25 protein-coding genes are annotated in these 25,370 nt (G+C 73.1%); 14 read left to right on the forward strand and 11 right to left on the reverse strand.

What is annotated here, in order from left to right:
* Nucleotides 1–98 precede the first annotated feature (98 nt).
* The 6 genes from ACFYS8_RS01485 to ACFYS8_RS01510 all read right to left on the reverse strand — a co-directional run bounded on the left by ACFYS8_RS01485 (nucleotide 99) and on the right by ACFYS8_RS01510 (nucleotide 5,631).
* Entirely contained in the window at nucleotides 99–1,742 is a 1,644-nt protein-coding gene (locus ACFYS8_RS01485) for a condensation domain-containing protein (RefSeq protein WP_387634143.1), read from the reverse strand.
* A 4-nt stretch (nucleotides 1,743–1,746) separates the two neighbouring features.
* The gene (locus tag ACFYS8_RS01490; RefSeq protein WP_387634144.1) at nucleotides 1,747–2,625 is read right to left on the reverse strand and encodes an aminoacyl--tRNA ligase-related protein; all 879 of its coding nucleotides are present in this window, start codon (nucleotides 2,623–2,625) and stop codon (nucleotides 1,747–1,749) included.
* Nucleotides 2,622–3,338, reverse strand: coding sequence for a 4'-phosphopantetheinyl transferase family protein (locus ACFYS8_RS01495; RefSeq protein WP_387634145.1), 717 nt, complete (start codon nucleotides 3,336–3,338; stop codon nucleotides 2,622–2,624). The genes ACFYS8_RS01490 and ACFYS8_RS01495 overlap by 4 nt, the downstream gene beginning before the upstream one ends.
* The gene (locus ACFYS8_RS01500; protein ID WP_387634147.1) at nucleotides 3,338–4,210 is read right to left on the reverse strand and encodes a hypothetical protein; all 873 of its coding nucleotides are present in this window, start codon (nucleotides 4,208–4,210) and stop codon (nucleotides 3,338–3,340) included. The genes ACFYS8_RS01495 and ACFYS8_RS01500 overlap by 1 nt, the downstream gene beginning before the upstream one ends.
* Nucleotides 4,211–4,212: 2 nt before the next feature.
* Nucleotides 4,213–4,578: an acyl carrier protein gene (locus ACFYS8_RS01505; RefSeq protein WP_387634149.1), complete on the reverse strand. Its 366-nt coding sequence runs from the start codon at nucleotides 4,576–4,578 to the stop codon at nucleotides 4,213–4,215.
* 120 nt (nucleotides 4,579–4,698) lie between these two features.
* Nucleotides 4,699–5,631: a 3-oxoacyl-[acyl-carrier-protein] synthase III C-terminal domain-containing protein gene (locus ACFYS8_RS01510; RefSeq protein ID WP_387634151.1), complete on the reverse strand. Its 933-nt coding sequence runs from the start codon at nucleotides 5,629–5,631 to the stop codon at nucleotides 4,699–4,701.
* A gap of 193 nt (nucleotides 5,632–5,824) precedes the next feature.
* Between ACFYS8_RS01510 and ACFYS8_RS01515 the strand changes: the two genes are divergently transcribed.
* The 3 genes from ACFYS8_RS01515 (at nucleotide 5,825) to ACFYS8_RS01525 (ending at nucleotide 8,895) form a co-directional block, all read left to right on the forward strand.
* The gene (locus ACFYS8_RS01515; protein WP_387634153.1) at nucleotides 5,825–6,991 is read left to right on the forward strand and encodes a glycosyltransferase; all 1,167 of its coding nucleotides are present in this window, start codon (nucleotides 5,825–5,827) and stop codon (nucleotides 6,989–6,991) included.
* Between the two features lie 145 nt (nucleotides 6,992–7,136).
* Entirely contained in the window at nucleotides 7,137–8,090 is a 954-nt protein-coding gene (locus tag ACFYS8_RS01520) for an ATP-binding cassette domain-containing protein (RefSeq protein WP_387636784.1), read from the forward strand.
* 40 nt (nucleotides 8,091–8,130) lie between these two features.
* On the forward strand, nucleotides 8,131–8,895 hold the full coding sequence (locus ACFYS8_RS01525) for an ABC transporter permease (RefSeq protein ID WP_387634155.1): 765 nt from the start codon (nucleotides 8,131–8,133) through the stop codon (nucleotides 8,893–8,895).
* 130 nt (nucleotides 8,896–9,025) lie between these two features.
* On the opposite strand, the gene ACFYS8_RS01530 is transcribed toward ACFYS8_RS01525, so the two are convergent.
* The 3 genes from ACFYS8_RS01530 to ACFYS8_RS01540 are packed head-to-tail and all read right to left on the reverse strand — an operon-like array spanning nucleotide 9,026 to nucleotide 12,197.
* Nucleotides 9,026–10,333, reverse strand: a complete 1,308-nt coding sequence (locus tag ACFYS8_RS01530; protein WP_387634157.1) for a PLP-dependent aminotransferase family protein — start codon at nucleotides 10,331–10,333, stop codon at nucleotides 9,026–9,028.
* Nucleotides 10,330–11,295, reverse strand: coding sequence for an alpha/beta hydrolase (locus ACFYS8_RS01535; protein ID WP_387634159.1), 966 nt, complete (start codon nucleotides 11,293–11,295; stop codon nucleotides 10,330–10,332). The genes ACFYS8_RS01530 and ACFYS8_RS01535 overlap by 4 nt, the downstream gene beginning before the upstream one ends.
* A complete protein-coding gene (locus tag ACFYS8_RS01540; protein WP_387634161.1) occupies nucleotides 11,295–12,197 on the reverse strand; it encodes a methyltransferase domain-containing protein in 903 nt (300 codons plus the stop codon). The genes ACFYS8_RS01535 and ACFYS8_RS01540 overlap by 1 nt, the downstream gene beginning before the upstream one ends.
* Nucleotides 12,198–12,540: 343 nt before the next feature.
* Between ACFYS8_RS01540 and ACFYS8_RS01545 the strand changes: the two genes are divergently transcribed.
* The 11 genes from ACFYS8_RS01545 (at nucleotide 12,541) to ACFYS8_RS01595 (ending at nucleotide 23,463) form a co-directional block, all read left to right on the forward strand.
* Nucleotides 12,541–13,989: a class I adenylate-forming enzyme family protein gene (locus ACFYS8_RS01545; RefSeq protein WP_387634163.1), complete on the forward strand. Its 1,449-nt coding sequence runs from the start codon at nucleotides 12,541–12,543 to the stop codon at nucleotides 13,987–13,989.
* A 141-nt stretch (nucleotides 13,990–14,130) separates the two neighbouring features.
* A complete protein-coding gene (locus ACFYS8_RS01550) occupies nucleotides 14,131–14,397 on the forward strand; it encodes an acyl carrier protein (protein WP_387634164.1) in 267 nt (88 codons plus the stop codon).
* Nucleotides 14,397–14,672: an acyl carrier protein gene (locus ACFYS8_RS01555; protein ID WP_387634166.1), complete on the forward strand. Its 276-nt coding sequence runs from the start codon at nucleotides 14,397–14,399 to the stop codon at nucleotides 14,670–14,672. Before ACFYS8_RS01550 ends, ACFYS8_RS01555 begins: the two co-directional genes overlap by 1 nt.
* Nucleotides 14,669–15,808: a beta-ketoacyl synthase N-terminal-like domain-containing protein gene (locus ACFYS8_RS01560; RefSeq protein ID WP_387634168.1), complete on the forward strand. Its 1,140-nt coding sequence runs from the start codon at nucleotides 14,669–14,671 to the stop codon at nucleotides 15,806–15,808. Before ACFYS8_RS01555 ends, ACFYS8_RS01560 begins: the two co-directional genes overlap by 4 nt.
* Nucleotides 15,805–16,338 (forward strand): hypothetical protein, encoded by a 534-nt coding sequence (locus ACFYS8_RS01565; RefSeq protein WP_387634170.1) that lies wholly within the window; start codon nucleotides 15,805–15,807, stop codon nucleotides 16,336–16,338. The genes ACFYS8_RS01560 and ACFYS8_RS01565 overlap by 4 nt, the downstream gene beginning before the upstream one ends.
* A 178-nt stretch (nucleotides 16,339–16,516) precedes the next feature.
* Nucleotides 16,517–18,139: a class I adenylate-forming enzyme family protein gene (locus tag ACFYS8_RS01570; protein ID WP_387634172.1), complete on the forward strand. Its 1,623-nt coding sequence runs from the start codon at nucleotides 16,517–16,519 to the stop codon at nucleotides 18,137–18,139.
* Nucleotides 18,136–19,509: a beta-ketoacyl-[acyl-carrier-protein] synthase family protein gene (locus tag ACFYS8_RS01575; protein ID WP_387634174.1), complete on the forward strand. Its 1,374-nt coding sequence runs from the start codon at nucleotides 18,136–18,138 to the stop codon at nucleotides 19,507–19,509. Before ACFYS8_RS01570 ends, ACFYS8_RS01575 begins: the two co-directional genes overlap by 4 nt.
* Nucleotides 19,506–20,507, forward strand: coding sequence for a 4-hydroxyphenylpyruvate dioxygenase family protein (locus ACFYS8_RS01580; RefSeq protein WP_387634176.1), 1,002 nt, complete (start codon nucleotides 19,506–19,508; stop codon nucleotides 20,505–20,507). The genes ACFYS8_RS01575 and ACFYS8_RS01580 overlap by 4 nt, the downstream gene beginning before the upstream one ends.
* A 63-nt stretch (nucleotides 20,508–20,570) precedes the next feature.
* Complete coding sequence (locus ACFYS8_RS01585; protein ID WP_387634178.1) at nucleotides 20,571–21,488, forward strand: phytanoyl-CoA dioxygenase family protein; 918 nt, start codon at nucleotides 20,571–20,573, stop codon at nucleotides 21,486–21,488.
* A complete protein-coding gene (locus tag ACFYS8_RS01590; protein WP_387634180.1) occupies nucleotides 21,485–22,504 on the forward strand; it encodes a thiamine pyrophosphate-dependent dehydrogenase E1 component subunit alpha in 1,020 nt (339 codons plus the stop codon). The genes ACFYS8_RS01585 and ACFYS8_RS01590 overlap by 4 nt, the downstream gene beginning before the upstream one ends.
* Nucleotides 22,501–23,463 carry an alpha-ketoacid dehydrogenase subunit beta gene (locus ACFYS8_RS01595; RefSeq protein WP_387634182.1) on the forward strand — a complete coding sequence of 321 codons (963 nt, stop codon included), beginning with the start codon at nucleotides 22,501–22,503 and terminating at the stop codon, nucleotides 23,461–23,463. The genes ACFYS8_RS01590 and ACFYS8_RS01595 overlap by 4 nt, the downstream gene beginning before the upstream one ends.
* Nucleotides 23,464–23,577: 114 nt before the next feature.
* Here the strand turns inward: ACFYS8_RS01595 and ACFYS8_RS01600 are convergent, their stop codons facing one another.
* Nucleotides 23,578–24,756 carry a globin domain-containing protein gene (locus ACFYS8_RS01600; protein WP_387634184.1) on the reverse strand — a complete coding sequence of 393 codons (1,179 nt, stop codon included), beginning with the start codon at nucleotides 24,754–24,756 and terminating at the stop codon, nucleotides 23,578–23,580.
* A 161-nt stretch (nucleotides 24,757–24,917) separates the two neighbouring features.
* Nucleotides 24,918–25,355, reverse strand: a complete 438-nt coding sequence (locus ACFYS8_RS01605) for an RrF2 family transcriptional regulator (RefSeq protein ID WP_387634186.1) — start codon at nucleotides 25,353–25,355, stop codon at nucleotides 24,918–24,920.
* Nucleotides 25,356–25,370 lie beyond the last annotated feature (15 nt).

Genomic DNA, 25,370 nt, shown 5'->3' on the forward strand with positions numbered 1-25,370 from the left:
TTGGGGACGGTGTCGCGTCCCATCCTCACGGGGCGTCCCGCGCCGCCCGGGCACGACGCGCCCGGGTGGCCGGGAGACTGCTCCACCCGGGTGCGCGGTCAGTCCCGTCCGCTGCCGCTGCCACCGTTGAGGACATAGCGGTGCGGTGCCATCGCGGTGTCGTGCCCGGGCAGTGCGGCCATCACGGCGGCGTGCGCCTGCCCGGGGGTCAGCACCGTCCCGCCGGTGTCGGCTGTCGCCGTCAACTCTCCCTCCTGGACGTCCACTTCGACGTTCCTGGCATCGAGTGCGGCGCGCAACAGGTCGGTGACGGCGTCCAGGTCGATCCAGTTGGTGCCGAGCTGCTGCCAGCGGCCCTTGTCGCGGCGGCCGACGGGGAGGCCGGTCAGGGCGGCGAGTTCACCGTCGGGGCCGAGTCGGACGGTGCGGCGGCCGGCCAGGTCGAGCAGGCGGAGCAGGGCGTGGGCGAAGAGTTCGGTCTCGTCGCGGTCGAGGACGTCGGGGTGGGTGTGCAGGGTGAACTCGAGGCAGCCGGTGGTGCGCCAGATGTTGAGCATCAGCCGGGTGGGGGTGGGTTCGGCGGGGTACCAGGCCAGGTCGGGGTCGGCGGGCGGGTCGGGTCTGGTGGCGGCAACGGCGTCGGGGACTGTGGCGCTGAGGTCGTTGACGACGACGTGGCGGGCGAACCGGGCGCCGCGGCGGTGAGCGACGTCCTCGATGAGTTGCCAGATGCGTTCGGCGTCGAAGGTGGCGTGCCAGTAGCCGGACAGCGCCTGGGCCTGGGTGCGGCCGATCAGGGTGTCCAGGTCGGGGCAGTCGGTGTCGACGGCGAGCAGGGCGTCCTGGGCGAGGGTGCCGATGTGCTCGGCGAGGCCGGGACGGTGGCGGTTGGCGGAGAGCGCGGCCATCACGACTGTGGTGCGGGCGGCGCGGTGCGCGGCCAGGGCGGCGTAACAGGCCAGCAGGACGGCCGAGTTGGAGGCGCCGGTGCGCTGGGCGGCGCGGGCGAGAGCGGCGGCGCCGGCGGGTGAGCGGACGCCGAGGGTGGGCAGCAGGGTGTCGTTGGAGCCGATCCGGTCGTCGGCGAACACGGCGGACGGCTGGTCGGCGAGAATGTGCTCCCAGTGCCGCAGGGCGGCGCGGGTGCGGCGCTGCCCGGAGCTCGACCTCTCCTGCTCGGCGACCTCGACGGGGGTGGGCGCGGTGGGTGCCGGCAGGGTGCCACCGGCGGCCAGCGTGAGCCACTCCTGGTAGAGCAACCCGGTGGCGACGCCGTCCAGTTGGGCGTGGCAGATGACCACCGCGAGCAGCACGGGGACGCCGTGCCGGGTGAGCAGAGCGCACCGCAACGGGAAGTCTTCCGCCAGGTCGAAGGCCTGACGGCGACCGTCCCAGCAGAACCGTTCGGCACGCTCGGCCGGGTCCTCGTCGTCGCCCAGAGCAATGACGTGCACGATGAACTCGCCTGCGGATCGGACGCGTTGGCGTTCGGGCTGGCGGTCGGCGGGGCCGGGGAAGACGGTGCGCAGGGCGGCGTGGCGTTCGGCGAGGATCTGCAAGGCGCGCGCGCAGGTCGGCAGGTCGGCGCCGGCGGGGACGGTCCAGGTGGCCTGCTTGTTCATGTGCGAGGGTTCGTCGTGGCGCAGGCAGCGGATCATGTTGTCCTGGCCGAGGGTGAGCGGGCCCTCCGCCTCTGCGGCCTCGACACTGAACTCCACCACGACGTCTTGCTGTTGGGACACGTGCTCAGTCTCCGTTCAGGGCGGTTCTGATGGCCTCGGGCCAGTCGACGGGCCGGGGGCCGTGGGCGTGCAGCAGAGCCAGGGCGATCCGGTCGAGGCCGAAGGCGGTGCAGGCGGTGTGGCCGGGCGCGCCGTCGGCGGTGAACGCGAAGGCTTCGCCGAAGTGGTCCTTGTGGATGTTGGCGGAGGCGATCGCCTGCACCAGTGCGTCGGCGACGGGCACGCGCAGCTCGAACTTCAACTCCTGGGCGCGCTGAGCAGCCTGGTAGAGGCGGCGGCCGCCGCCGAAGAACGGGTCGTCGGCCAGCTCGATCAACGGCTTGAGCCCGAGCGTCTCCAGCCAGGCGGCGACCCGCTCCAGCCAGCGCTCGCGCCAGTCGAGACAGTGCGCGGGGGTGCCTGCCGTGACGAGCTCGGCCATCCGGAAGGTGCGCAGGCGGCCGGGTTCGGCGGTGGCCTCCTGCCGGAAGCACTGCGCCTCGACGCTGAACCGGGCGGGGAGCTGGAGGTCCTGACCAGCGAGGGTGTCGTACACGGGGTAGCACGCGGCGGGCAGCAGGACCAGGTCGGACACCGTCTGCTGCGCGTGCCAGGGGCCGGACTCGGCGATCAGCGGGGCGAGTTGCCGCCAGTCGGCGGCGCTGCCGGTGTAGCTGTGCACGGTGCCGAGCAGGTGCGGGAAGGAGGCGACGTAGCCGGCCCGTTCGATGGTGGCGCGGGAGATCACGGGCGGGACGACCAAGCGCTCGAACGGTTCGTCGTCGGCGAGCCGGGCGATCGACTCGCGCAGAGCGGCGAGCAGCTTCTCGTAGGCGGCGGGCTGGAGTTGGACGCCGGGGGCGGCGGTCGGCAGCGGGGTGGCGTCGTCTGGGTGGCGGGTCATGGTCTGCCTCCGGGGGCGGGGGTGGGCGTGTCGAGGGCGGCGAACTCCTCGGCCAGGTCCGGCGGGTAGCTCAGCAGCGTCGGCCGGAGCAGCCGGCTGCCGGTGCGGGCGACGGCGGCCCGATAGCCGGACGGTGCGGGCAGGTCGTGGACGGCGCAGGGCCCGAGCGGGCCGTCGATCCGGTACGGACCGGGGTCGCCGGTCGGCCCGGCCCAGGTGCGCAAGCCGTCGGCGAGGCGTCCGCCGTAGGCCTTGGTGTACGCCTCCTTGCGGGTCCAGCGGAGGGCGAACTCGGCGGCCCCGCCGCCGGTTTCGGACGGCGGGTAGTAGCGCCGGGCGAGTCGGGCGGCGGCCTGCTCGGCCGGGACGGGTTCCAGGTCCGCGCCGATCTCGCCGTCTCCGTCGGCACGTTGCTGGACGGCGAACAGCGCCCATGGGCCGGCAGTACTCAGGTTGACGCTCAACTCCTTTTCCAGGCCCATGGGTTCGGGCCGCCCGTGTGGGCCACGCCGCCACCGGACACGCTCCGGCGGAACGCCCGCGGCCGCGGCGGTCAGCCGGCGGGCGGCGGCGTGCGCGGCGATCCAGCGGTGGCGGTGCGGGCCGTCGGGGGTGCGGGCGGCGCGGTCGCGTTCGTCCGGGTCGAGCAACTCCAGCAGGGCGCGGGCCCGTTCGGGAGTGGTGTCGGTGGCGATCAACCAGACCTCGACCATCAGGCGGCCTCCTCGGGCGCCCAGCAGGCCAGGTCGAGCCGGCCGGTCTCGGGCTCCCGGTCCGCGAGCGCGAGCGGGCGGCCCGCGAGCTGCGGGTCGGCCAGTGCGTCGCCGAGCGCGGCCCAGCCGCCGGTGTACGGGTTGCCAGGGCGGGCCCGCCGGGCCTCCACGCCGCCGGGGGCCGAGACCTCGGCGAGGCCCGGGCCGAGCACGAGCAGCGAACGCTCCGGCAGTCCGCCGCACAACTCGGCTACCCCAACTGCGCTCTGATGCCTCATCACATCGGCTTCACTGAGCAGTAGTTGAAGCGGACGCCCGCCACCGTCGGCCTCCCAGAGCAGTGCCGAAGCGGAGTGCCGATCCGGCAACCGGGCCGGCCGGTGCGGCCGGTGGTGCAGGTCGGCCTGTTCGACGGTGATCAGCAGTGCGCGGCGCGCGCCGCCGGTGCGGGCGTAGGCGTCGGCGATGGCGAGCGCGCTGAACGTGCCGCCGGCGCCCTCGTCGCAGACGGCGAAGGAGAGGGGTTCGCCGGGGCACGCTCCGGCGAGCTGGATCGCCACCGACTGCCCGGGTCGGACGTCGGGTGTGGCGTACACCAGCACCAGCAGATCGACCGGCCGGGCCGCGTCCACGAGTTCGCGTACGGCGAGTTCACCGAGTGCGAGGTAGGACTGGCCGCGGGCCCCGGTCAGCGCGCCCTCGTCGAGTGCCACGCCGTAGGGGCGGGCCAGGTCGGCGGTGAAGGTGCGCAGGTCGGGATCGGTGGCGAGTGGGGAGTGGCCGGCCAGGTCGAAGGAGTGGGCGGTGGTCAGGCGCAGCGGGGAGGCGGTGCGCGGCAGGGTGGTGGCGGGGAGCGGTCCGCGGACGCGCACGTTCAGTCCTCGGCGATGACGTGTCCGGCAACGAAGCCGGCCAGGGTGCCGACCGAGCGGAGGTCGTCCTGGTCGATGCCTTCGACGTCGATCTGCACGTCGAGGTGGTCCTCGAGTTCCAGGATGAGTTCCAAGGTGGCGGCCGAGGTCAGTCCGACCTCGTCGAACAGGCAGGCGTTCTCGGTGACTTCGGGCAGTTCGTGCTTGAGGACGCGGGGCAGCAGCTGGATGATCCCGTCGAGTGCGCGGCTGCGCAGCTCGGGGTCGATGGCGTGGTCGGCCGGGTCCGAGGGAGCGGCGGGTCGGTCGATGGCGTGGTCGGCCGGCTCCGAGGGGGCGGCGGGTCGGTCGGTGGCGGGGTCGGTCATGGCGATTCCCTGTCGGCGGGGCCCGGATGTGCGGGCCGGGTGCGGCGCTCACACGGCCGCCATCGGCGCGTCGCCTTCGCTCGGCCGCGCCGAGCCGGGGAGCCCGGAATGCGCGGCGCCTCAGTGCTGGAGCACCATGGCGGCGAAGGTCGCGCCGAGTCCGGACGCGGCGACCAGGTAGCGGTCGCCGCGGCGGAGCAGGCCGCGGCCGGTGGCGGTGTGGTGGTTGAGCAGGATGTCGGCGGCGAAGCTGTGCCCCACCGCCGGGACGTTGTCCAGCACCACCTGTTCGGGCGGGTACCCGATCTGGCGGCAGATCCGTTTCCAGGAGATCTGGTTGACGTTGTGCGGCAGCAGCAGCCGAATCGACTCCCAGCTCTCGCCGGCTTCGTTCAGCGCGGCTTCCATCACCGCGATCATCAGCTCCGGGTAGCTGCGCTGGTAGCGCTGCATCAGGTCCGGATCGTCGGCGAGTCGCCCGTCGAACTCGCCGCGCTGGTCGACCGCGTAGGACAGCACCCGGTCGTGTTCACCTTCGGCCCGTACCAGGGCTGCCGCTGCCCCTTCGCCGAAGAGGGCGGTGTCCGGGACGGTGCGGGCATCCCGGGTGAAGGTCTTCTCGCCCGCCAGGATCAACGCCAGCGCCTCGGGGTCGGGGTCTGCCGCCAGCAGCCGACCGGCCACGTCGAGCGCCAACAGCGAGCCGGCGCAGGCGTGGTGGGTGATGGTGAAGGCACGGGCGTGGCTCAGCCCCAGACGGCCGAGCACGTCGTGCAGCGGGTTGTGCGGGTAGGGCGCCGCGATCGGCAGGCTGCGCGCGTGCAGCACGTACTTCACGCGGTGTTCGTTGCCGGGCAGCGGGGCCAGGGCCTTCGCTGCGGCGGTGAGCAGGTCGGACAGGCCTCCGTCGTGGTCCACCCTGACCTGGTCGAGGCCGTGGAACCGGCGGAAGAGCCTGATCTGACGGTCCGTCAGTCCGAGGCGTTCCCCGACCAGTTCGATCGGTTCGGCGACGGGCGGAAGGTGGACGGCGACTGCTTCCAGAGCGGTCACGCGGGCTAGTATTCCCACGCCTCACCGGCCCGCACAAGGGATCTCCGGCGCTTCCTTCCCGACTCCCCCTTGTGGTCTGTACCAGTTCCCCGTCGTTTGCACACGACGCGTGCGAATTTCTCCATCGGCCCGGCAAGTCGCGACCTCTGCCGCGCCGTTGAACCTCCCCCGCTCCTCCCGGAAGGACTCCACCATGCCCCCCGTCGATTCCCCGCTGCGCCTGCTGATCGTGGTCCCCCCGCTCGCCGGACACCTGCTGCCGGCCCGGGCGCTGGCCCTGGAGTGGGCCGGCCGCGGACACCAAGTCTCCTGGGTGGGGCCGGAGTCGGCGCTGCGCCCGGTGCTCGGTCCGGACGCGCTGGTGCATCCCACGGGCGGCCGGCTGTTCCGGGAGCAGGCGGTGGGCGGGGCGGCGGCGGTGCGTTCGCTCTGGGACGGGTTCGTGGTGCCGCACACCAGGTTCACCCTGGGCGCGGTGCGCCGGGCCGTGCGGGAGTGGCGGCCGGACGTGGTGCTGGTCGATCAGCACAGCCCGGCGGGCGCGTTGGCCGCCCACGGCGCGGGTGTGCGGTGGGCGACGTTCGCGCCGTCCTCGCTGGAGATCGGCGATCCGCTGGGCGGCGAAGGTGAGTTGACGTCCTGGCGGGACGGGGTGCTGCGCGGCCTGTGGGAGCGGGCCGGCCTGCCCGCCGACGAGTTCACCGACCCGCGTTTCTCCTCCAGCCTGCTGATCGCCCCGACCTGCCGGGAACTCGCCGGACTCGACCGAGTTCCGGCCGGATACGCCCTGGTGGGGCCGCTGCTCGCGGCACGCCCCGAACTCCCGTTCCCCTGGGAGCGGTTGGAGCCCGGGCGCCGCCGGGTGCTGGTCACCATGGGCACGCTGTCGGCCGAGGTCGCGGGCGACTTCCTGCACCGGACGGCCGCCGCGCTCGCCGAACTCCCGGACGTACAGGCCGTGGTGGCGGCCCCGGGGGACGCCCCGCTGCCGCCGGACGCGGTGGCGTGCGAGCGGGTCCCGGTGCTGGAACTGCTTGAGCGCGGGGCGGTGGACGCCGTACTGTGCCACGGCGGGATGAACACCGTGGCCGAATCCCTGGTCCACGGACGGCCGTTGGTGGTCGCCCCGATCCGCCACGACCAGCCGGTGACGGCCGACCGGCTGGCGGCACTCGGCGCGGCCGTCCGGGTCGACTTCGCCACCGCCGCCTCCGAGCAGCTGCGCGCGGCGCTGCGAGCCGTCCTCGACGACCCGGGGCTCCGGGCCGCCGCACAGCGCCTGGGACGTCAACTGGCCTCCGGCGGCGGCTCGGTGGCCGCCGTCGACCGGCTGGAGCGGTTCGTGCGCGCACCGCGTTGAGTCCGCGCCGTCCGCCTGGTCCAGACCATTGTCGGCGGGTGGGGTCGGGCCCTAGGGTCTGCTCCGGCATCAGCCGCCCCACCCTCTCCCCCTCAGCGCAACCGCATCCGAACCCACCGACCGAGCACAGGAGTCCGGGTTGATCGTGACCAAGGGGCTGCGCAAGTCCTTCCGGCCCCGCCGCGGCGCCGCCACCGTCGACGCGGTGCGCGGCCTCGACCTCAACGTCGCAGAGGGCGAGATCTACGGCCTCCTCGGCCCGAACGGCGCAGGCAAGACCACCACGCTGCGCATGCTCGCCACCCTGCTGGCGCCCGACGGCGGCGCGGCCACCGTGGCCGGCGCCGACCTGCGCACCGATCCGGGCGAGGTCCGCCGCCGGATCGGCTACGTCGCCCAGGGCGGCGGCACCACCGACCACGCCACCGCACGCGAGGAACTCGTCCTCCAGGCCCGGATGTACGGCATCCGCAAGGCCGAGGCGCTGCAACGCGCGGAACAGGGCCTGGCGGCCTTCGACCTCACCGAGTTCGGCGACCGCGCCTGCAAGACGTACTCCGGCGGCCAGCGCCGCCGCCTCGACCTCGCCCTCGGCGTGGTCCACCGCCCCAAGGTGCTGTTCCTCGACGAACCCACCGTCGGACTCGACCCGCGCAGCCGCGCCCAGGTCTGGACGGAGGTCCGCCGCCTGCGCGAACAGGGCATGACGGTGCTGATCACCACCCACTACCTGGACGAGGCCGACGCCCTGTGCGACCGGATCGGCATCGTCGACCACGGCGGCATCGTCACCGAGGGCACCCCCGAGCAGCTCAAGCAGCAGATCTCCGGCGACGCCGTCACCATCGGCCTGCCCGCCGCCGAGGACACCGCCCGCGCCACCCACGCCCTCAACGAACTCCCGTGCGTCCAGCGCCTGGAGGCCCTGCCCGAGCAGGACGGACTGCGCCTGCACGTGGACTCCGCCGCCACCGCGATCCCGCAGCTGCTGCGCGCACTCGCCGCGGCCGGCCTGGAGCCGGACAACGTCCAGCTGCAACGCCCCAGCCTGGACGACGTGTTCCTCGCCCTCACCGGGCGCCCGCTGGTCCACAACTGACGATCCGTCACTTCCCGTCTGCCGCCCCCACGAGGTCCCCGTGAAACTCGCCCGCGACACCTGGCTGGTCTACCAGCGCCAACTCCTCCTGATGGCCCGCTCGCCCGCGTGGCTGGCCGTCGGACTGCTCCAACCGCTGTGCTACCTCCTACTGTTCGCCCCGCTGCTGACCTCCGCACTGGCCGCCTCCGGCGCGCACAGCACCGCCGACGCCTACCGGATCTACGTACCCGGCCTGCTGTCCGCGCTGGCCGTGATGGGCGGCCTGTTCACCGGGTTCACGCTGCTCGGCGAACTGCACGCCGGCGTCATCGAACGCTCCCGGGTCACGCCCGTCAGCCGGGTCGCGCTGCTGCTCGGCCGCGCCCTGCGGGAGACCACCGCGCTGCTCGTCCAGTCCCTGCTGATCGCCGTACTGGCCATCCCGTTCGGGCTGACCGTCGGCTTCACCGATCTACTGCTCGCCATGGCGCTGCTCGCGCTGATGGCCCTGATGGCGTCCTCGGTCTCCTACGGCCTGGCCCTGCTGGTGCCCACCGACGCCGCCCTCGGCCCCGTCGTCAACACCATCGCCCAGCCGCTGGCGCTGCTCTCCGGCACCCTCCTCCCGATCGCACTCGCCCCGGCCTGGCTGCGCACCGCCGCGTCCTGGAACCCCTGCTACTGGGGCGTCGAGGGCATGCGCGCCCTGTTCGCCGGCCACCTGGACGCACCCGAGGTGTGGCGCGGCCTGCTGCTGACCGGCCTGATGACGGTCCTCGCGGTGGCCTGGGCGGCCCGGCTGTTCGCCCGCCGGATCCGCTGAGAAGGGCCCGCCACGAAGCGCGGCCCAGCACGAAGCGGGGACCGGCATGAAGCGCGGCCCACCACGAAACGCGGCTCACCACGAAGCGGGGACCGGCAGCACACGCCGGGCCCCGCACGCCGCTGCCGCGTCAACTCCCCTGCACCGCCCGTTCCGTCACGAACCGGGCCAGCCGCCGGACGCCCTCCACGACCTGCTCCGGTGTCAGGTACGAGCAGGACAGCCGCAACTGGTGCTCGCCGCCCCCGCCGGGGTGGAAGCCGTCCATCGGCGTCCACAGCACGCCGTGCGCGCGGGCGCAGGCGTCCAGCGCCCTGGCGTCGGCCCGGAACGGGACGGTGACGACCGCGAAGAAGCCGCCCTCCGGACTGTTCCAGGAGACTCCCGGAGCCAACCGGAAAGCGTTTTCCAGTTCCCTCAGCAGGGTGTCCATGTTCCGGGCGTAGAACTGCCGGGCGGGCTCGTTGACCTCCCGCAGGCGCAGCCCGCCGGCCAGTAGCATGCCGCCGATCACGGCCTGGCTGAGTGCCGAGGTGTTGACGGTGGTCATGCTCTTCAGCTTGGCGAGTTCGTCGGCGAGCAGGCCGAGTCGGCCGTCCGGTCCGGCCACCTGCTGGTCGGCGAGCACGTAGCCGACCCGGGCGCCGGGGAAGCAGGTCTTGGCGAACGAGCCGAGGTAGATCACGTTGCGCCGGTCGCGGTCCAGTGCCTTCAACGTCGGCCGGACGGGCCCGTTGCGGCCGAAGAAGCCGTACGGGTTGTCCTCGATCAGCAGCACGCCCGTGGACTCGGCGACGTCCAGCAGCCGCCGGCGGGCCGCCTCGTCCAGGCTCGCGCCGCTCGGGTTGGCGAAGTCGGGGACGACGTAGCAGGCCCGCGGGCGTTTCCCGGCGGCGCGCAGTTCGTCGACGGCGGCGGCCAGCGCCTCCGGATCGAGGCCGCCGTCGGGGCCTGCCTCGGGCACCGGGCGGACGGTCAGGTCGAGCAGGCGGGCCGCACCCGTCACGCCGACGTAGCACGGCGAGGAGACCAGCAGCACGTCGTCCGGCCCCGCGCACAGGGCCCGCAGCACCAGCAGCATGCCCTCCTGCGCGCCGACGGTGACCATCAGCGCCTCGGGGTCGGCCGCGATGCCTTCGTCGGACTCCAGCGCCCGGGCGATCAGCGGCGCGATCAGGCCCTTGGTCCGCCCGTACTGGAACACCTCCTGCCGGACCTGGTTCTCCGACAGCCCCCGCTCCTCGCGCAAGTGCCGCAGGTAGGTGGCCAGATGGACCGGGATGTCGGCCGGGTCGAAGAACTCCTCGTGCGGGCGTCCCGGCGCGAACGAGATCGCCTCGGGGTAGCGTCCGGTGACTTCGTTGAGGAAGGTCATCGCGTCCAGCAGCGGGTCCGACAGCGAGCCGTGCAGGTCGGCCAGCCGCAGCACGCCGCTCACCGGCCGGCCTCCACCGGCGCCCCGTACGCCGCCAACAGCTCTTCCGTGGCGAAGAGTTGAGCCGCTCGGCCGTCGTCCAGGACGCCGGGCATGGCGAAGAATCCGTGCGGCATGCCGGGATAGCGGCGGAGCGTGACGGGGACGCCGGCGGCGCGCAGGGCGGCGGCGTATTCCTCGCCCTCCTCGCGCAGCGGGTCGTACTCGGCGGTGATCACGGTGGCGGGCGGCAGACCGCGGTGGTCGGGTGCGCGCAGTGGGCTGGCGAGGGGGTTTCGCGCGTCGGCCGGGTCGGCGAGGTAGTACGACCAGTACCAGGCCACCGAGCGGCGGTTGAACAGCGCCGGGTCCTCACCGTCGAGGGTCGCCGGCGGGACGCGGTGGTCGGTGTTGGGGTAGATCAGCAGTTGGTGGACGATGGCCGGTCCGCCGCGTTCGCGGGCGAGCAGGGTGAGGGCGGCGGCGAGGTTGCCGCCGGCGCTGTCGCCGCCGACGGCGATCCGGGCCGGGTCGAGGCCGAGCCGGGGCGCGTGGCGGGAAAGCCAGTCGAGTGCGGCCCAGCAGTCGTGGACGGCGGCGGGGAAGCGGTGTTCGGGGGCGTGCCGGTAGCCGACGGCGAGGACGTCGGCGCGGGTGGCGTTGGCGAGCGAGCGGCAGATCGGGTCGCCGGTCTCCAGTGAGCCGAGCGCCCAGCCGCCGCCGTACAGGTACAGCAGCGCGGGGCCGGGGCGGTCGGTATCGGCGGCTGCGCGCTCCGGGTGGTAGTGCCGCAGCGTGAGCGGGCCGCCCGGGCCGTCGATGGTGAACTCCTCGACGGCGGCGACGGGTTCACCGGTGCCAGTGGCTGCCCGCAGGTCGGCGAGGTCGGCGGCGCGGGCCTCGTCCAGGGTGCGGGTGTACAGCGGCGGGGTGCCGGCGGCGGCCCGGCGGGCACGCCAGGCTTCGGCCTGCGGGTGCAATGGCATCAGTGCGGTCCTCCGGGGGCAACGGCCTCCAGGTAGATCGACTCGTCCTTGCGGAAGGCCGTGTCGAGATCGGCCACGTCAGGGCGTGCGCCGAGCTGGAACTCCCGTCGCTGGATGGCGAATTCGTGGTAGCCGGCGCGGTCGAGGACGTGCCGGAGTTCGGCCTCGTCGTAGATCCACCGATGCCCGAAATGGTAGAAGATCTGGTTCAGCATGAAGGCGCGGCGCTCCGGCATCGGCGGGCCCACCCGCATGGTGCGCAGACGGCGGCGGTGGCGGCGGAAGAACTGCTCCTGCCCGTCGAGGTATCCGTCGATGTAGCGCGCCAGGTCGGGGGTGGTGAGGCGGAGCAGGCCGCCGGGCCGCAGGATGCGGCGGACTTCGGCGAGCCAGTGCACGGCGGTGCCGAGCGGGACGTGTTCGATCAGGTGCTCGGCGTACACCCAGTCCACGCTGTGGTCGGCGATCGGAAGCGGTCGGCTGATGTCGAGCTGGGTGAACAGCGCGGCGCCGTCGATCCGGTAGACCGGTCCGGGACGGGTGGCCTCGCTGTCGGTGTGCAGGCCGACGAGATCGGTGCCGAGGCCGTGCGGGTGCCGGGTGCGGAACGCGGCGAACTCGATGCCGGTGACCCCGAGCTCCTGGAAGTCCTGGTGTGTGTACGGCATTTCGGGACGGATGACCTCGATCGTGCTGCACCGGGCGAGGTTCTCGGTGAACGCGTCGGTGCGGGCTTCGAGCCCTGCGGGGTCTTCCCAGTCCCAGTCCGCGAACAGGGGGTGGGCGGTTTCGGATCGGGCGGGCCCGGATCGGGCGGCCTCGGACCGGGCGGCCTCGGGTCGGGCGGGCTCGGATCGGGCGGCCTCGGGTCGGGCGGGCTCGGGTTCTGCGGTGGTGGCCACGGGGTCCTTTCACGCTTGATCGGGGGTCCGGCAGCGGCCGATTGTCGGTGTCTTGTCACGCTCCCCTATATATAAGGAGAGTGACGCGCACAGGACGTGGCGACGCCAGCTGTCGAAGCTGGCGCGCCGCGCTCCGCCAGAGATCGCGGAACCATCGTCTCCGAACCTCCTGATGATCCGTCACCCCGTGCGAAAACGAGGGACAGCGTAGGGGTCCGACCGCCACTGGTATAGACCTTGACCCTCGATGTGCTCCCGTGCAAAGGTCGGCACCGACGGGGGATCCACACTGAAGCATCACAACTTCCGACCCATGCTTCCCATCCGAGCGCGTGGAGTTGCGTTGACGCTGATCCCAACCCCGGTGCACGGCCGCACGGTTGCCGCGGACTGGGTGGACGAACAATTACTCGCCGGACCGGACGGCGAACCGTGCCTGCGCTTCGGCGCTCCGGTGAGCAGAGGGACGCTGCGGGCCCTGGTGGCCGAGCGGCAGCGGCAGTTGGCCGCGGCCGGTCTCGGCGAACACGGAACGGTTGCTCTGCGCATGCCGCCGTCGGCGGAGTTCGTCGCAGTACTGCTGGCCGCCTGGCGGGCCGGCGCGCGGGCCGTTCTGCTCGACCACCGCCTGACCGCCGTCGAGGTGGACCGCGCGGCGGACCGGCTGCGCCCCCGGGTGCTGGTCGAACTCGCCGGCGGGCGGCCGCAGTTCAGGCCGCCACCGGACGCCTCGCAGGACCGGCCGCCCGCGAACGACCCAGGGGCCGCCGGGCCGCTCGCACTCGGCGACCACGTGCTGGTGCAGCTCAGTTCGGGCTCGACCGGCCCGTCCAAGGTGATCGGCCGGACGGCGGGCGACCTGCTGCGCGAACTCGACTGCTACGCACGGCTGACCGAGTTCCCGACCCGGGGCGAGCGCACCGTGCTGCTGTCCTCCACGGTGCACGTACTCGGCCTGGTCGGCGGGCTGCTGCACGCCCTGCACGCGGGCGTGGAGCTGGTGGTGCCGCAGCGGATGACCCCCGCGGGCATCCTCACCGCGATCACCGACGGCACCGCCCCGACCACCGTGATCGGAGTGCCGTTCCACGCCGAGCTGCTGGCCGCGGTGGCCGCGCCGCCCCAACTCCCGCAGCTGCGGCGGATGATCGTGGCCGGCGAACTGATCCGCCCCGGGCTTCCCGCCGCGTTCCGTGAGCGCTACGGTGTGCCGCTGGGCACCATGTACGGGATGACCGAGACCGGGGTCATCGCCACCGACCTGTCGGGCCGCCACCATCCGGCCCTGCAAGTCGTTCACGGCCTCCAACTGTCGTTGGAGGCGGGCGAGTTGCACATCAGCCGCCCGCACTCCCCGTACCTGGGCCCGACCGACCCGACCCGCTGGTCGGACGGCCTGCTGCACACCCGGGACGCCGCGCTGCTCGACGCCGACACCGGCCGGGTGACGGTACTGGGGCGGCGCGACTCACAGATTTCCATCGGCGGCCTCAAGGTCGACCTGAACGAGGTCGAGCAGACGCTGACCGGGCTTCCCGGCGTGGTCGAGGCCGTGGTGGTGTTCGCCGACGGCGCGATCGAGGCCTACGCCGCGACCGCCGACGGCACCTCCCCCGCACCGTCCGAACGGGACGGCGCGGCCGAGCAGTTGCGCGAACTGCTCGGCCGGGAACTGGCGGGCTACAAACTGCCCCGCCGCCTGCACCTGATGCCGCAGCTCCCCCGGACCGCCACCGGGAAGCTGCTGCGGGACGTCGCCGCCCTGCGCCGACAGGTCGACGCCACCCGCTGATCGCACTCCCCCCTTCCGCGCGCAGTGCGCCCGGCCGGGTGGACGGCTCCAGACACCGTCCGCCCGTCCGTCGGTGCGCCCTGCCCGCACCACACCGCCCCAACACCCCCTACACCCCGACGCGCTGGAGTGAGCAAGTCCATGCAGGAACAGATCCGCTCGTTCGTCCTCACCACGCTGGCGGCGATGAACTACGACGTCTCGCAAGTCACTTCGGAAACCGACCTCGGCCCCGCCGGCCTCGACCTGGAGTCCCTCGCACTGGCCGACCTGGCGGTGCAGGTCGAGGAGGAGTTCGGCATCCGCTTCGAGCTCGACGACATGGAGTCCACCGCGCTGATGACCATCGACGAGTTCAGCACCGAGGTCGCCGCCCGGATCGCCAACTCCACGGTGGGCACGGCCTGATGAACACCCAATCCGAGGTCCGCTTCGGACGCTCCGAGGCGATCGCCATGCTCGCCCGCTACGGCGACCGCGCCCCCGAGCAGGTCGACGAACACCTGGGCTCACTCGAACTGACCTGGCTGATCGCCGAGGTCGAGCAGACCTACGGCATCCAACTCGACCTGGACGACCACAGCTTGGACGCCATCCGCACAGTGGACGACGCCGTGGCCGCCCTCGGCACCCAGCTCAAGTCACAGCCCGAATCGCCACTCGATCCGCAGCTCGACGCATGAACGGGAGCGCGATCCGGAACGGTCCGCCGCGGCGCACCGTCCTGGTCGGCGGCATCGGTGTCCGCTCGGCCTTCGGCCCGGGGCTCGCGGCGTTGCTGGACGGGGTGCTGGCCGGACGGCCGACGTTCGTCCCGGTGGACCGCTTCAGCACCGCCGGACACCGCACCGACCGGGCCGCCGTCGCACCCGAACCGGCCCGGCTGGCCGACCAGTTGGTGTCGGTGCTCGCCGAGGCGGGCGCACTGCCCGACCGACCCGACGGCGCGCCCGCCGGAGCACCCGCCGGAGCACCCTCCGGCGCGCCCGAGGAGCTGCTGCTCGCCCTGCACGGCGACCGGCGGGCCGGACCGGTCGCCGCGGAGGTCGCCGAACGCACCGGGCTGCGGCCCAGGGTGTACACCGGCGCGTGCGTGGCGGCCGCCACGGCCGTCGCCGACGCCGCCGCGCTGATCGCCTCCGGCCGGCGCGAACGCGTACTGGTCGCCGCGGGCTACCTGGTCGAGCCGGACACCTTCGCGGTGTTCGACGCCGGCCGGGCGCTCGCCGGGGACGGCGCCGTCCGCCCGTTCAGCCTGGGCCGGCAGGGCATGCTGCTCGGCGACGCGGTGGTCGCCGTGGTCCTCGAGTCCGTGCCGTCGCTGCACCGTCGCGGCGGCCGCAACCCGCTGGCCCGGATCGCCGGTTGGGCCCGCACCGGGGACGCGCACCACGTCTGTCGGCCGCACCCGGCCGGCACCGGCCTGGCCCGGGCGGTCCGCGACGCCCTCGCCCGCGCGGGCGCCCGGCCCGACGCCATCGGCTACGTCAACGCCAACGGGGCGGGCTCGAAGCTCGGCGACCTGGCCGAGGCCGCCGCGCTGCGCACCCTGTTCCCGTCCGGCACCCCGCCGGTCAGCTCCACCAAGTCCGTGCACGGCCACGCCCTGGAGGCCTCCGCGCTGCTCGAACTCGCCGTCACCGTCGGCGTCCTGCAGGCCGGGCTGCTGCCCGTCAACGCCGGCTGGCAGCACCCGGACCCGGACTGCCCGCTCGACCTGGTCCTCGACCGCCCCCGCCCGGCCGCCCCCGGCCTGGCCCTCACCCTGAACTCCGCGTTCGGCGGCGCGAACACCGCACTCCTGGTGGCCGCCGCGTGATCACCACCTCCGACGACACTCCGCGGCTCGCGACGAGGGAGTTGACCGGCCCGCTGCGGGTGCTCGCGTCCGCTGCCTGGCCCGAGCGTCCGGACGACCAACTCCCGTCCATCGCGGGGTTCGTGGAGTCCAGCTTCAATCCGCTGGTGGCCGAGACCGCCGAACGCTGTCTGCGCCGCCACTACGGGCCGCCACCCGCCCTCGGCGCACCCCGCACCGCCCTGCTGCTGGCCAGCCCGACCGGCGACACCGGCACGGCGGACGCCCTCGACCGAGCCACCACCACTGGCCGGCGCGTCGCACCCCTGCTGTTCTTCCAGTCCAACCCGAACGCCGTCCTCGGCCATCTCTCCGCCCGCTGGCAGCTCGACGGCCCGGTCGTCGCGCTCGGCCCCGGCTTCGACACCGAGTCCGAACTCCACGACCGGGCCCGCCTGTTGATCGAGGACGGGGATGCCGAGCAGGTCCTGCTGATCACCGCCGCGCAGGGCCCGCCCGACCGCGCCACCGCCGTCCTGCTCGCCCCCTGACACCCCCCACGTCGTTCACGCCCGCCGACGCCCCCGCACCACGAATCACCACGAATCACCGCGAGCCCCGCACCACGAATCACCGCGAGCCCCGCACCACGAATCACCGCGAGCCCCGCACCACGAATCACCGCGAGCCCCGCACCACGAGTCCCGCACCACGAGAAGAACGGGATCCATGAGCCTCCGCACCCTGCGCGCCGTCCTGTCCGAGGACAGTTCCGTCGGCGCCGGCAACGTCCTGACCACCCGGGTCGAGCAGGGCCTCGGCCTCGACTCGCCGACCCTCACCTTCGACACCCCCGTCGACGGCCACCCCGCCAACACAGCGCTGACGCTCCGTCAACTCGACCTCGCCGTAAGGGCACGGGCGTCCGAACTGCACGCGCTTGGGGTGCGCCGAAGCGATCCGGTGGCGGTGCAGGCTTCCGCGGCGGCCGACCAGGTGCTCGCCTTCCTCGCCCTGTCCCGGCTCGGCGCCATCCCGGCACTGCTCAACCCGGCACTGGACGCGGACACTTCGGCCCGCTACCTGCGCCGGTTGAACGCGGCCGGGCTGCTCGCGGACGCCGAACGCGCCAAGGCGCTCGCGGGCCTCGACCTCGGCACCACACTGCTCGCCGACATCGCCCAACTCGCCGACGGCGACCCGGAGTCGGCACCCACCCCGTACCGGCACTGGCCCACCGACCCGGTCGCCATCACCCACTCCTCGGGAACCACAGGCCTGCCGAAGGCGGTACTGCACTCGCACCAGAGCCTGTACTCAGCGATCCGGCACCGGCTGCTGCTGCCCCGCCCGCAGGGTATCGACCGGGTGCTGAGCGCACTGCCCGCCGCGCACGCCGCCACCCTGATCGCGGTCAATCTGGCGCTCAGCTTCGACGCCCAACTCCACCTGCTGTCAAGCCAGTCGGGCCCGGCGGTGCTGGACGCGATCGAACGCTGGCAGCCGCTCGGCGTGTACGGGTTCGCCACCACCTGGGCCGACCTGGCCCGGCACGACCTGTCCACCCGCGACCTGTCCTCCGTCGGCCTGTGGTGGAACACCGGCGACTGCGCGCACGAGACCCACGTCCGCCGCCTGGTCGCCCAGGGTTCGCGCGAGACCGCCACCCGGCGGGGCCGGGTCCGCACCGCAGGCTCGGTGTTCATCGACGGCCTCGGCTCGTCCGAGATGGGCCACTCGCACTTCTTCATCACCCACACCGTCGACTCCGACCGCTACGGCCGCTGCGTGGGCCGCCCGCACGCGTTCGTCGACTGCGCGATCCTCGACCCGGACGGCAACGAGCTCGGCCCGGGCGAGGTCGGCGAACTCGGCACCCGCTCCCCCACCCTCGCGGTCGGCTACTGGAACGACTCCGTCACCACCCACCGCACCCGGATCCGCGACTACTTCCTCACCGGCGACCTGATGTACCGCGACGAGGACGGCTACTACTACCACGTTGACCGCGCCGTCGACACCGTCGACCTCGGCGACGGTCGCCGCCTGCACACCGCCGCCTGCGAGGAACGCGTCCTCGCCGTCTGCCCGGACGTCATCGACTGCACGGTGGTGGCGTTCCCCGACGGCGACCTGATCGTCACGGACGTGCTGCTGCAACTCGCCCCGGCTGCAGCCGAATCCGACGACCTCACCGCCCGGGTGCTGGCCGCGCTGGAGGCGCACGTCGCCGCCACCGTGCGCGCGGTGCTCGCCGTGCCGGACGACCGGATCCCGCTCGGCCCGACCGGCAAGGTCCGCAAGGTCCTGCTGCGCCGGCAGCACCTCTCCTCCTCGGTCGGCGCCGAGTGAGCGCGCCCGCCCCGCATCCCACCGGCCCCGCCGCCCAGATCACCGGCATCGCTGCCCATCCCACCGGCCCCGCAGCCCAGATCACCGGCATCGGCTGGCTGACTCCCCTCGGCCGCGGCGTCCCCGAGGTGTTCCGTGCCCTCGCCGACGGCCGCTCCGGGCTGACCGCCCCGCCTCCGGACCACCCGGCGGCGGGGTGGCTGCGGGCCGCCGGCATCGCCCCGCCCGTGCCCGCCGCCGAGGTGCTGCCGCCGACCGAGACCCGCTGCGCCGACCGGTTCCTGCTGCTGGCCCTCGCCGCTGCCGACGATGCCCTGGCCGATGCGAAACTGACGATCCGTCAGGACGCCGATCCAGAGCGGGTGGCAGTGGTGCTGGCCACTGGCGGTGGCGGGCTGGAGAGTTACGAGCAGCAGGCCGCCGCACGGCGCGAACGCGGCCGGGCCGCGGTCAGCCCCTACCTGCTGCCGGGCATGCTGTCCAACATGGCGGCCGCCCGGATCGCCATCACGCACGGCATCCGCGGCTACAGCTCGGCCGTGATCACCGCCTGCGCGGCCGGCGCACAGGCGGTCGCCGAGGGCCTGCGACTGATCCGCGGCGGCGACGCGGACGTGGTGGTGTGCGGCGGCGCCGAGGCCCCGCTACACCCGACCATCGCCGCCGCCTTCGACAACTCCCGCGCACTCGCAGCCGGTTGGGACGACCCGGCGCAGGCGTCCCGGCCCTTCGACGCCCGCCGCAACGGGTTCGTCCTGGGCGAGGGCAGCGCCGTCCTGGTACTGGAGCGGGCCGAACACGCGGCCGCCCGCGGCGCTTCGGCGTACGCGGAACTGTCCGGCTGGGGCGCCGCCACCGACGCCCACCACCCGACCATGCCGCGCCCCGACGGCGCCGGCGCGGCCAGTGCGATGCGCGCGGCACTGCGCTCGGCGGGGCTCGACCCGTCGGCGGTCGACTACGTCAACGCCCATGGCACCGGCACCAAGTTGGGCGACCGGGCGGAGGTCTCGGCACTGCGCGAGGTGTTCGGCGACGCGGGCCCGCTGGTCAGTTCCACCAAGGGAGCGACGGGCCATCTGCTGGGCGCGGCCGGGGCGGTGGAGGCGGCGGTGTCCGCACTGGCCGTCGCCGAGGGCCTGCTGCCGCCCACCCTGAACCTCGAACAGCCGGATGCCGAATGCCAGTTGCGGCACGTCCGCGGCTCGGCGGCGCGAGCACCGGTGCGCCACACGCTGTCCAACTCGTTCGCGTTCGGCGGGCACAACCTGAGCCTGGTGTTCGGCCCGCCGAGCATCGCGGCCAGACAACTCGGCATCGCCGCCGAGCACTTCGGCATCGCGGCCAAGCACTTCGGAGGTAACTCATGACCGTGTCGGGCATCGCCTACCTCGAACTGTACGCGGAGGACGCCCACAAGTACGCCGCGCAACTGCGCGACGACTGGGGCTTCACGCTGAGCAAACCGGTTCGCACCACGCCCGGCACGGCGCAGGTGCTGGCCCACCAGAACTCGATCCGGCTGCTGGTGACTTCGGCGGTGGACGCCGAGCACCAGGTGACGGAGTGGGTGCGGCGGCACGGCGACGGCGTGGCGGTGGTCGCGCTCCGGCACACCGACAAGGTGGCGGCGGCCGCGGCGGCCGAGCGGGCCCTGAACGCGGGCGGCGGCTGCCTGGACGGGGCGGGCACGGTCTCCGGGTTCGGCGACCTGGCGGTGCGCTTCGCCGACGCGCAGGACCTCCTGCCGCCGGACGAACTCCCCTGCCGGGGCGGGCTGTTGTCCCTCGACCACGTGGCGATCGCGGTACCGGGCGGGCAGTTGGACGCCTCGGTCGAGTGGGCGGTGCGCGGTCTGGGCTTCAAGGAGATCTTCCGCGAGTACGTCGAGGTCGGCACCCAGGCGATGGACTCGCGGGTGGTCCAAAGCCCTTGCGGCGCCGTCACGTTCACCCTGCTGGAGCCGGACACCTCGCGGACCGCCGGCCAGATCGACGGTTTCCTGGAGGCGCACGGCGGCGCGGGCGCCCAGCACGTGGCGTTCTCCACCGCCTCGATCACCACGTCCGTACGGGAGTTGAGCGCCCGCGGCGTGGCGTTCCTCAGCACGCCGGGCGCGTACTACCGGGCGCTGGAGTCGCGGCTCGGCCCGACGGGTATCCCGGTGGACGAACTGCGCGGGACCAACGTGCTGGTGGACCGCGACCACGGCGGCGAGCTGTTCCAGATCTTCGCCCGCTCCACCCACCCGCGCCGGACGTTCTTCCTGGAGCTGGTGGAGCGGCGCGGCGCCGGCTCGTTCGGCACCGCCAACATCAAGGCCCTGTACGAGGCCGTCGAACGCGAACGCGCCACCGCGCACAACTGACCACGCGACCACTGACCACGCAACCACTGACCACGCGACCACTGACCGGAGGGGAGCCCTCAAATGCCTGACGCCACCGACCCGTTCGGACTGTCGGAGGAGGAGTCGGCGCTGCTGCCGACCGCCGAGGAGGTGCTGGAGTACGCGGAGCGCGGCTGGTACCTGTCGCGGCGGCTGTTCAGCGACCAGGAGCTGGACACCCTGCAGGCCGCCACCGAGCGCTACTACGCGGGCGAACGCGATCGCGAACTTCCCGCCCGGCCCCCGCACTTGGCGTCCTGGACGCCGGCCGACGGTCCGGTGCAGCGGCACAACGACTACGTGCACTACGAGCACGCGGAGATCGGCCGCATTCTGCGCAAGCCGCTGCTGGGCGCGGTGGCGGCGCGCCTGGCGCAGGCGGAGGAGATCCGGGTGTTCCAGGCGACCCTGATCTACAAGCCGCCGGTGGCGGACGAGTTGAGCAACGTGGTGCCGTGGCACTTCGACAAGCACTACTGGCAGACGTCCACCTCGCAGCGGATGCTGACGGCGTTCCTGCCGTTCCACCACTGTACGGAGGAGATGGGCACCATCACCATGGTGGACGGCAGTCACCGCTGGGAGGAGCTTCCCGGCGGCGACGACTCGACCCGGCACTTCGCCGCCCGCGACCGCGCCGAACTCGACAAACTCCTGCGTGAGAACGCCGAGTTCAACGGCGCCGAGGTGCGCACGGTGCCGGTGGAGATCCCGCGCGGGCACGTCTCCTTCCACCACTGCCGCACCTATCACGGCTCCGGCCCGAACCGGTCCGCCCAGCCGCGCCGCGCCGTTTCGCTGCACCTGCAGGACGGTTCGAACCGCTACCGGTCGTTCCTGAAGCCGGACGGCTCGCCGGTGGTGTACAACCACGACGCGGTGGTGCGGCGCACGGCGGACGGTCAACCCGACTACGCGGACCCGGAGTTCTGCCCGGTGCTGTGGCGGTCGGGCCGGTGAGCCTGCCGCATTTGGCGGACCGGGCCGGGCGGTACCGGGCGATGCGGCTGATCCGCTCGTTCGAGGAACTGGCGCTGGAGTGGGTGCGCTCGGGTCTGATCGTCGGCGGCACCCACCCGTACATCGGCCAGGAGGCGGTGGCGGTCGGCGTCTGCGCGGCACTCGCGGCGGACGACCAGCTGACGTCCACCCACCGCGGTCACGGGCACGTGCTCGCCAAGGGCGCCGATCCGGGGCGGCTGCTGGCCGAACTGGCGGGCCGGGTCGGTGGGTTGAACCGGGGCCGGGGCGGTTCGATGCACGCCGCGGACTTCTCGCTGGGCATCCTCGGCGCGAACGGCATCGTCGGCGCGGGCGCACCGATCGCGGTCGGCGCGGCCTGGGCGGCGCAGCGGCAGGGCAACTCCCGGGTGGTGGCCTCGTTCTTCGGTGACGGCGCGCTCAACCAGGGGGTGCTGCTGGAGTCGTTGAACCTGGCGTCGATCTGGCGGGCCCCGGTGCTGTTCGTGTGCGAGAACAACGGCTATGCGACGACGCTGCCGGCCGGTGCGGCGGTGGGCGGCTCGGCGTGCGGGCGGGCGGCGGCGTTCGGCATTCCGGCGGAGACGGTGGACGGGATGGACGTGGAGGCGGTCCGGGCGGCGGCCGAGCGGCTGGTGGCCCGGGCACGGGCGGGCGGCGGGCCGGGGTTCCTGGAGTGCCTGACGTACCGCTTCGAGGCGCACCACACCATGGAGCGCCGGTTCCGGCTCGCCTACCGCACCCCGCAGGAGGTGGCGGCCTGGCGCGAACGCGACCCGCTCGCCCCGGCCGCCGCGGCACTGCCCGCCGACGTCGTGGCCGCGATCGACGACGAGGTACGCGAACTCCTCTCCTCGGCCGCCGAGTTCGCGCTCGGCTCGGCGGAGCCGGATCCGGCCACGGCGGGCGACTACTTGTATGCGACCGACCACTTGTACGCGACCGACCACTTGTACGCGAGCGGGCTGCGGTCCCGGTGGGGAGCGGCGCTGTGACGCTGCTGTCGTACGCGAAGGCGATGAACCGGGCGCTGGCGGACGCGTTGGCGGCCGACCCGGCGGTGTGCGTGTTCGGCGAGGACGTGGGCGCGGGCCTGGCCGGGCTGACGTTGGGGCTGCAACAGCGGTTCGGGGCCGAGCGGGTGGTGGACACTCCGCTGTCGGAGCAGGCGTTCACCTCGGCGGGCATCGGCGCGGCGCTGTCCGGGATGCGCCCGGTGATCGAGTTGCAGATCCCGTCGCTGCTGTTCCTGGTGTTCGAGCAACTCGCCAATCAGGCGCACAAGTTCTCGCTGATGACGGGCGGCCAGGCGCGGGTTCCGCTGACCGTGGTGGTGCCGGGTTCGGGTTCCCGCAGCGGCTGGGCGGGCCAGCATTCGGACCATCCGTACGGCCTGTTCGCGCACGTCGGCCTCAAGACGCTGGTACCGGCGACGCCCACCGACGCGTACGGGCTGCTGAGTTCGGCGATCGCGGATGACGATCCGGTGGTGCTGTTCGCCCCGGCGGGCGCGCTGGGCGTCCGCGAGGACGTGACGGCGGCGCTGGCGCCGGTGCCGCTGGGCGTGGCCCGCACGCACCGGACCGGCACGGACGTGACGGTGGTCGCGGTCGGTCATCTGGTGCATCAAGCGCTGGCGGTGGCCGAGGAGTTGGCGGGCGAGGTGTCGGTGGAGGTGCTCGATCCGCGCACCCTGTACCCGCTGGACCGGGCGGCGCTGCTGGCTTCGCTGCGGCGCACCGGGCGGCTGGTGGTGGTGGACGACTCCAACCGCTTCGCCGGATTCGCTGCCGAGGTGCTGGCGATCGCGGGCGAGGAGGGCCGCCTGCTCGCCCCGCCGCGCCGGGTGACCCGGCCGGACGGTGCGGTGCTGCCGTTCGCCCTCGGCCTGGACCGGGCGTTGCAACCGGACGCCGGGCAACTGCGCGAGGCGATCTGCGACGTCCTGAGATGAGCGCGCCTGCTTTCGGCACCGTCAAACGCAACGGCCTCCCCGGTGAGGAGAGGCCGTCGGGTCCGCCGCTTCAGCTACCGCGTCCGGCGCGGAAGTTGAGCGACCTCCGGGGTCTTACTGACCGAGCCACATGTCGGGGCCGAACACCTCGTAGTGGATGTCGGCGGCGGGCACTCCGGCCTCCAGCAGCTGAGTGCGCACGGTGCGCATGAACGGCAGCGGGCCGCACAGGTAGGCGACGGCGCCGGCGGGAACGTCCAGTCCACTCAGGTCGACCCGGCCGGTGCGGTCGGCCGGCCACTCACCCTCGGGACGCTCGTACCAGACGTGCGCCTCGGCGTTCGGCAGCTTCGCCACCAGGCCGGAGAAGTCCTCGCGGAAGGCGTGGGTGGACTCCTGCTGGTCACCGTGAACGGCGATCACCTTGCGGGTGGCACCGGTCTCGGCGAGGTGGTGGAGCATCCCGATGATCGGGGTGCAGCCGATGCCGGCCGAGGCCAGCACCACGGGGCGGTCCTCATCGGCCAGCTGGACGTCGCCGAACGGGGCGCTGACCAGCAGGGTGTCGCCCTGGTCGACGTGCTGGTGCAGGTGGTTGGAGACCTCACCCGCCGGGTCGCCGGCGACGCGCTTGACGGTGATCTGCAGGCCACCGTCGGGCTGGCCGGACAGGCTGTACTGGCGAATCTGCCGCGCGCCGTCCGCGAGTTCGACCTGCACCGAGACGTACTGGCCGGGCTTGTGCGCCGGGACGGCACCGCCGTCGGCCGGGTGCAGCAGGAAGGTGGCGACGTCGGCGGTCTCGGCGGTGCGCGAGACCACGGTGTAGGGGCGGCGCTCGCCGCGGGTGCCGCTCTCCTCGTACAGGCGCGCCTCGAGGGCGATCAGCGCGTTGGCCATCAGCCAGTACACCTCTTCCCAGGCCTCGGCGACCTCGGGGGTGACGGCCTCGCCGAGCACCTCGACGATGGCGGCGAACAGGTTGTCGTGGACCACCTGGTACTGCGGGGCGGTGATGCCCAGCGAGGCGTGCTTGTGGGCGATGCGGGCGAGCATGGCGTCCGGCCGCTGGTCGGGGTTGTTGACCAGGGCGGTCGCGAAGGCGGCTATCGAACCGGCCAGCGCCGACTTCTGGCTGCCGTCGGCCTGGTTGCCCCGGTTGAACAGGTCGCGCAGCAGCTCGGGGTGAGCAGCGAAGAGCCGGCCGTAGAACGAGCCGGTGATCTCCTCGATGGCCGCCCCCACCACGGGCAGGGTGGCACGCACGGTCTGCGCGGACTTCTCGGACAGCATCCGAAGCTCCAAACTCGCATCTGAGATGCGCATTTTACGGTGTGGGAACACCCACTGTTGACCGCTGACGACTACAGGTGACTGCTACTGACTACTACTGTGCACTGCTGACTGTTGACTGTGCACTGCTGACTGTTGTTGATCACCGCTGGCGACCCCGGCTAGCCACGGCCGGGCAGTCCCAGCAGGACCGGGCCGGTCGGCGGACTGACCAGGTCGTTCACGGTCAACGGGTCGAGCGTTGCGAAGAACGCTTCCTGCGCCTGACGCAGCAACCCGCGCAGTCGGCAGGAGTGCCGCAGCGGACACGGCGGCTGGTCCTCGCAGCCGACCACATCCCCTGCGCCCTCCAGCTCCCGGACGATCCGGCCGAGCGATCCGTTGCGGCCGGCGGCAGTCAGGGCAAGCCCTCCACCGCGCCCGCGCCGGGCCTCGACCACGCCCAGGTGCTGGAGACGACTGACCACCTTCGCCGCGTGGTTGTAGGGGACGTCGACCGCCTCGGCCACCTCGCGGGTGGTCGGGGTCTGGTCCTCGCCCAGCACCGCCAGGCGCATTGCGATGCGCAGTGCGATGTCGGTGCTCTTGGTCAGCCTCACGGCGCTGACTCTAGC

The sequence above is a fragment of the Kitasatospora sp. NPDC004615 genome, from assembly GCF_042873545.1.
Lineage (GTDB): Bacteria > Actinomycetota > Actinomycetes > Streptomycetales > Streptomycetaceae > Kitasatospora.

Bases quoted from the DNA above. Each gene is read 5' to 3' on its own strand.
- ACFYS8_RS01490 (WP_387634144.1), bottom strand. From the start codon at position 2,625: ATGACCCGCCACCCAGACGACGCCACCCCGCTGCCGACCGCCGCCCCC.
- ACFYS8_RS01495 (WP_387634145.1), bottom strand. From the start codon at position 3,338: ATGGTCGAGGTCTGGTTGATCGCCACCGACACCACTCCCGAACGGGCC.
- ACFYS8_RS01505 (WP_387634149.1), bottom strand. From the start codon at position 4,578: ATGACCGACCCCGCCACCGACCGACCCGCCGCCCCCTCGGAGCCGGCC.
- ACFYS8_RS01515 (WP_387634153.1), top strand. From the start codon at position 5,825: ATGCCCCCCGTCGATTCCCCGCTGCGCCTGCTGATCGTGGTCCCCCCG.
- ACFYS8_RS01535 (WP_387634159.1), bottom strand. From the start codon at position 11,295: ATGCCATTGCACCCGCAGGCCGAAGCCTGGCGTGCCCGCCGGGCCGCC.
- ACFYS8_RS01550 (WP_387634164.1), top strand. From the start codon at position 14,131: ATGCAGGAACAGATCCGCTCGTTCGTCCTCACCACGCTGGCGGCGATG.
- ACFYS8_RS01555 (WP_387634166.1), top strand. From the start codon at position 14,397: ATGAACACCCAATCCGAGGTCCGCTTCGGACGCTCCGAGGCGATCGCC.
- ACFYS8_RS01560 (WP_387634168.1), top strand. From the start codon at position 14,669: ATGAACGGGAGCGCGATCCGGAACGGTCCGCCGCGGCGCACCGTCCTG.
- ACFYS8_RS01570 (WP_387634172.1), top strand. From the start codon at position 16,517: ATGAGCCTCCGCACCCTGCGCGCCGTCCTGTCCGAGGACAGTTCCGTC.
- ACFYS8_RS01580 (WP_387634176.1), top strand. From the start codon at position 19,506: ATGACCGTGTCGGGCATCGCCTACCTCGAACTGTACGCGGAGGACGCC.
- ACFYS8_RS01585 (WP_387634178.1), top strand. From the start codon at position 20,571: ATGCCTGACGCCACCGACCCGTTCGGACTGTCGGAGGAGGAGTCGGCG.
- ACFYS8_RS01600 (WP_387634184.1), bottom strand. From the start codon at position 24,756: ATGCTGTCCGAGAAGTCCGCGCAGACCGTGCGTGCCACCCTGCCCGTG.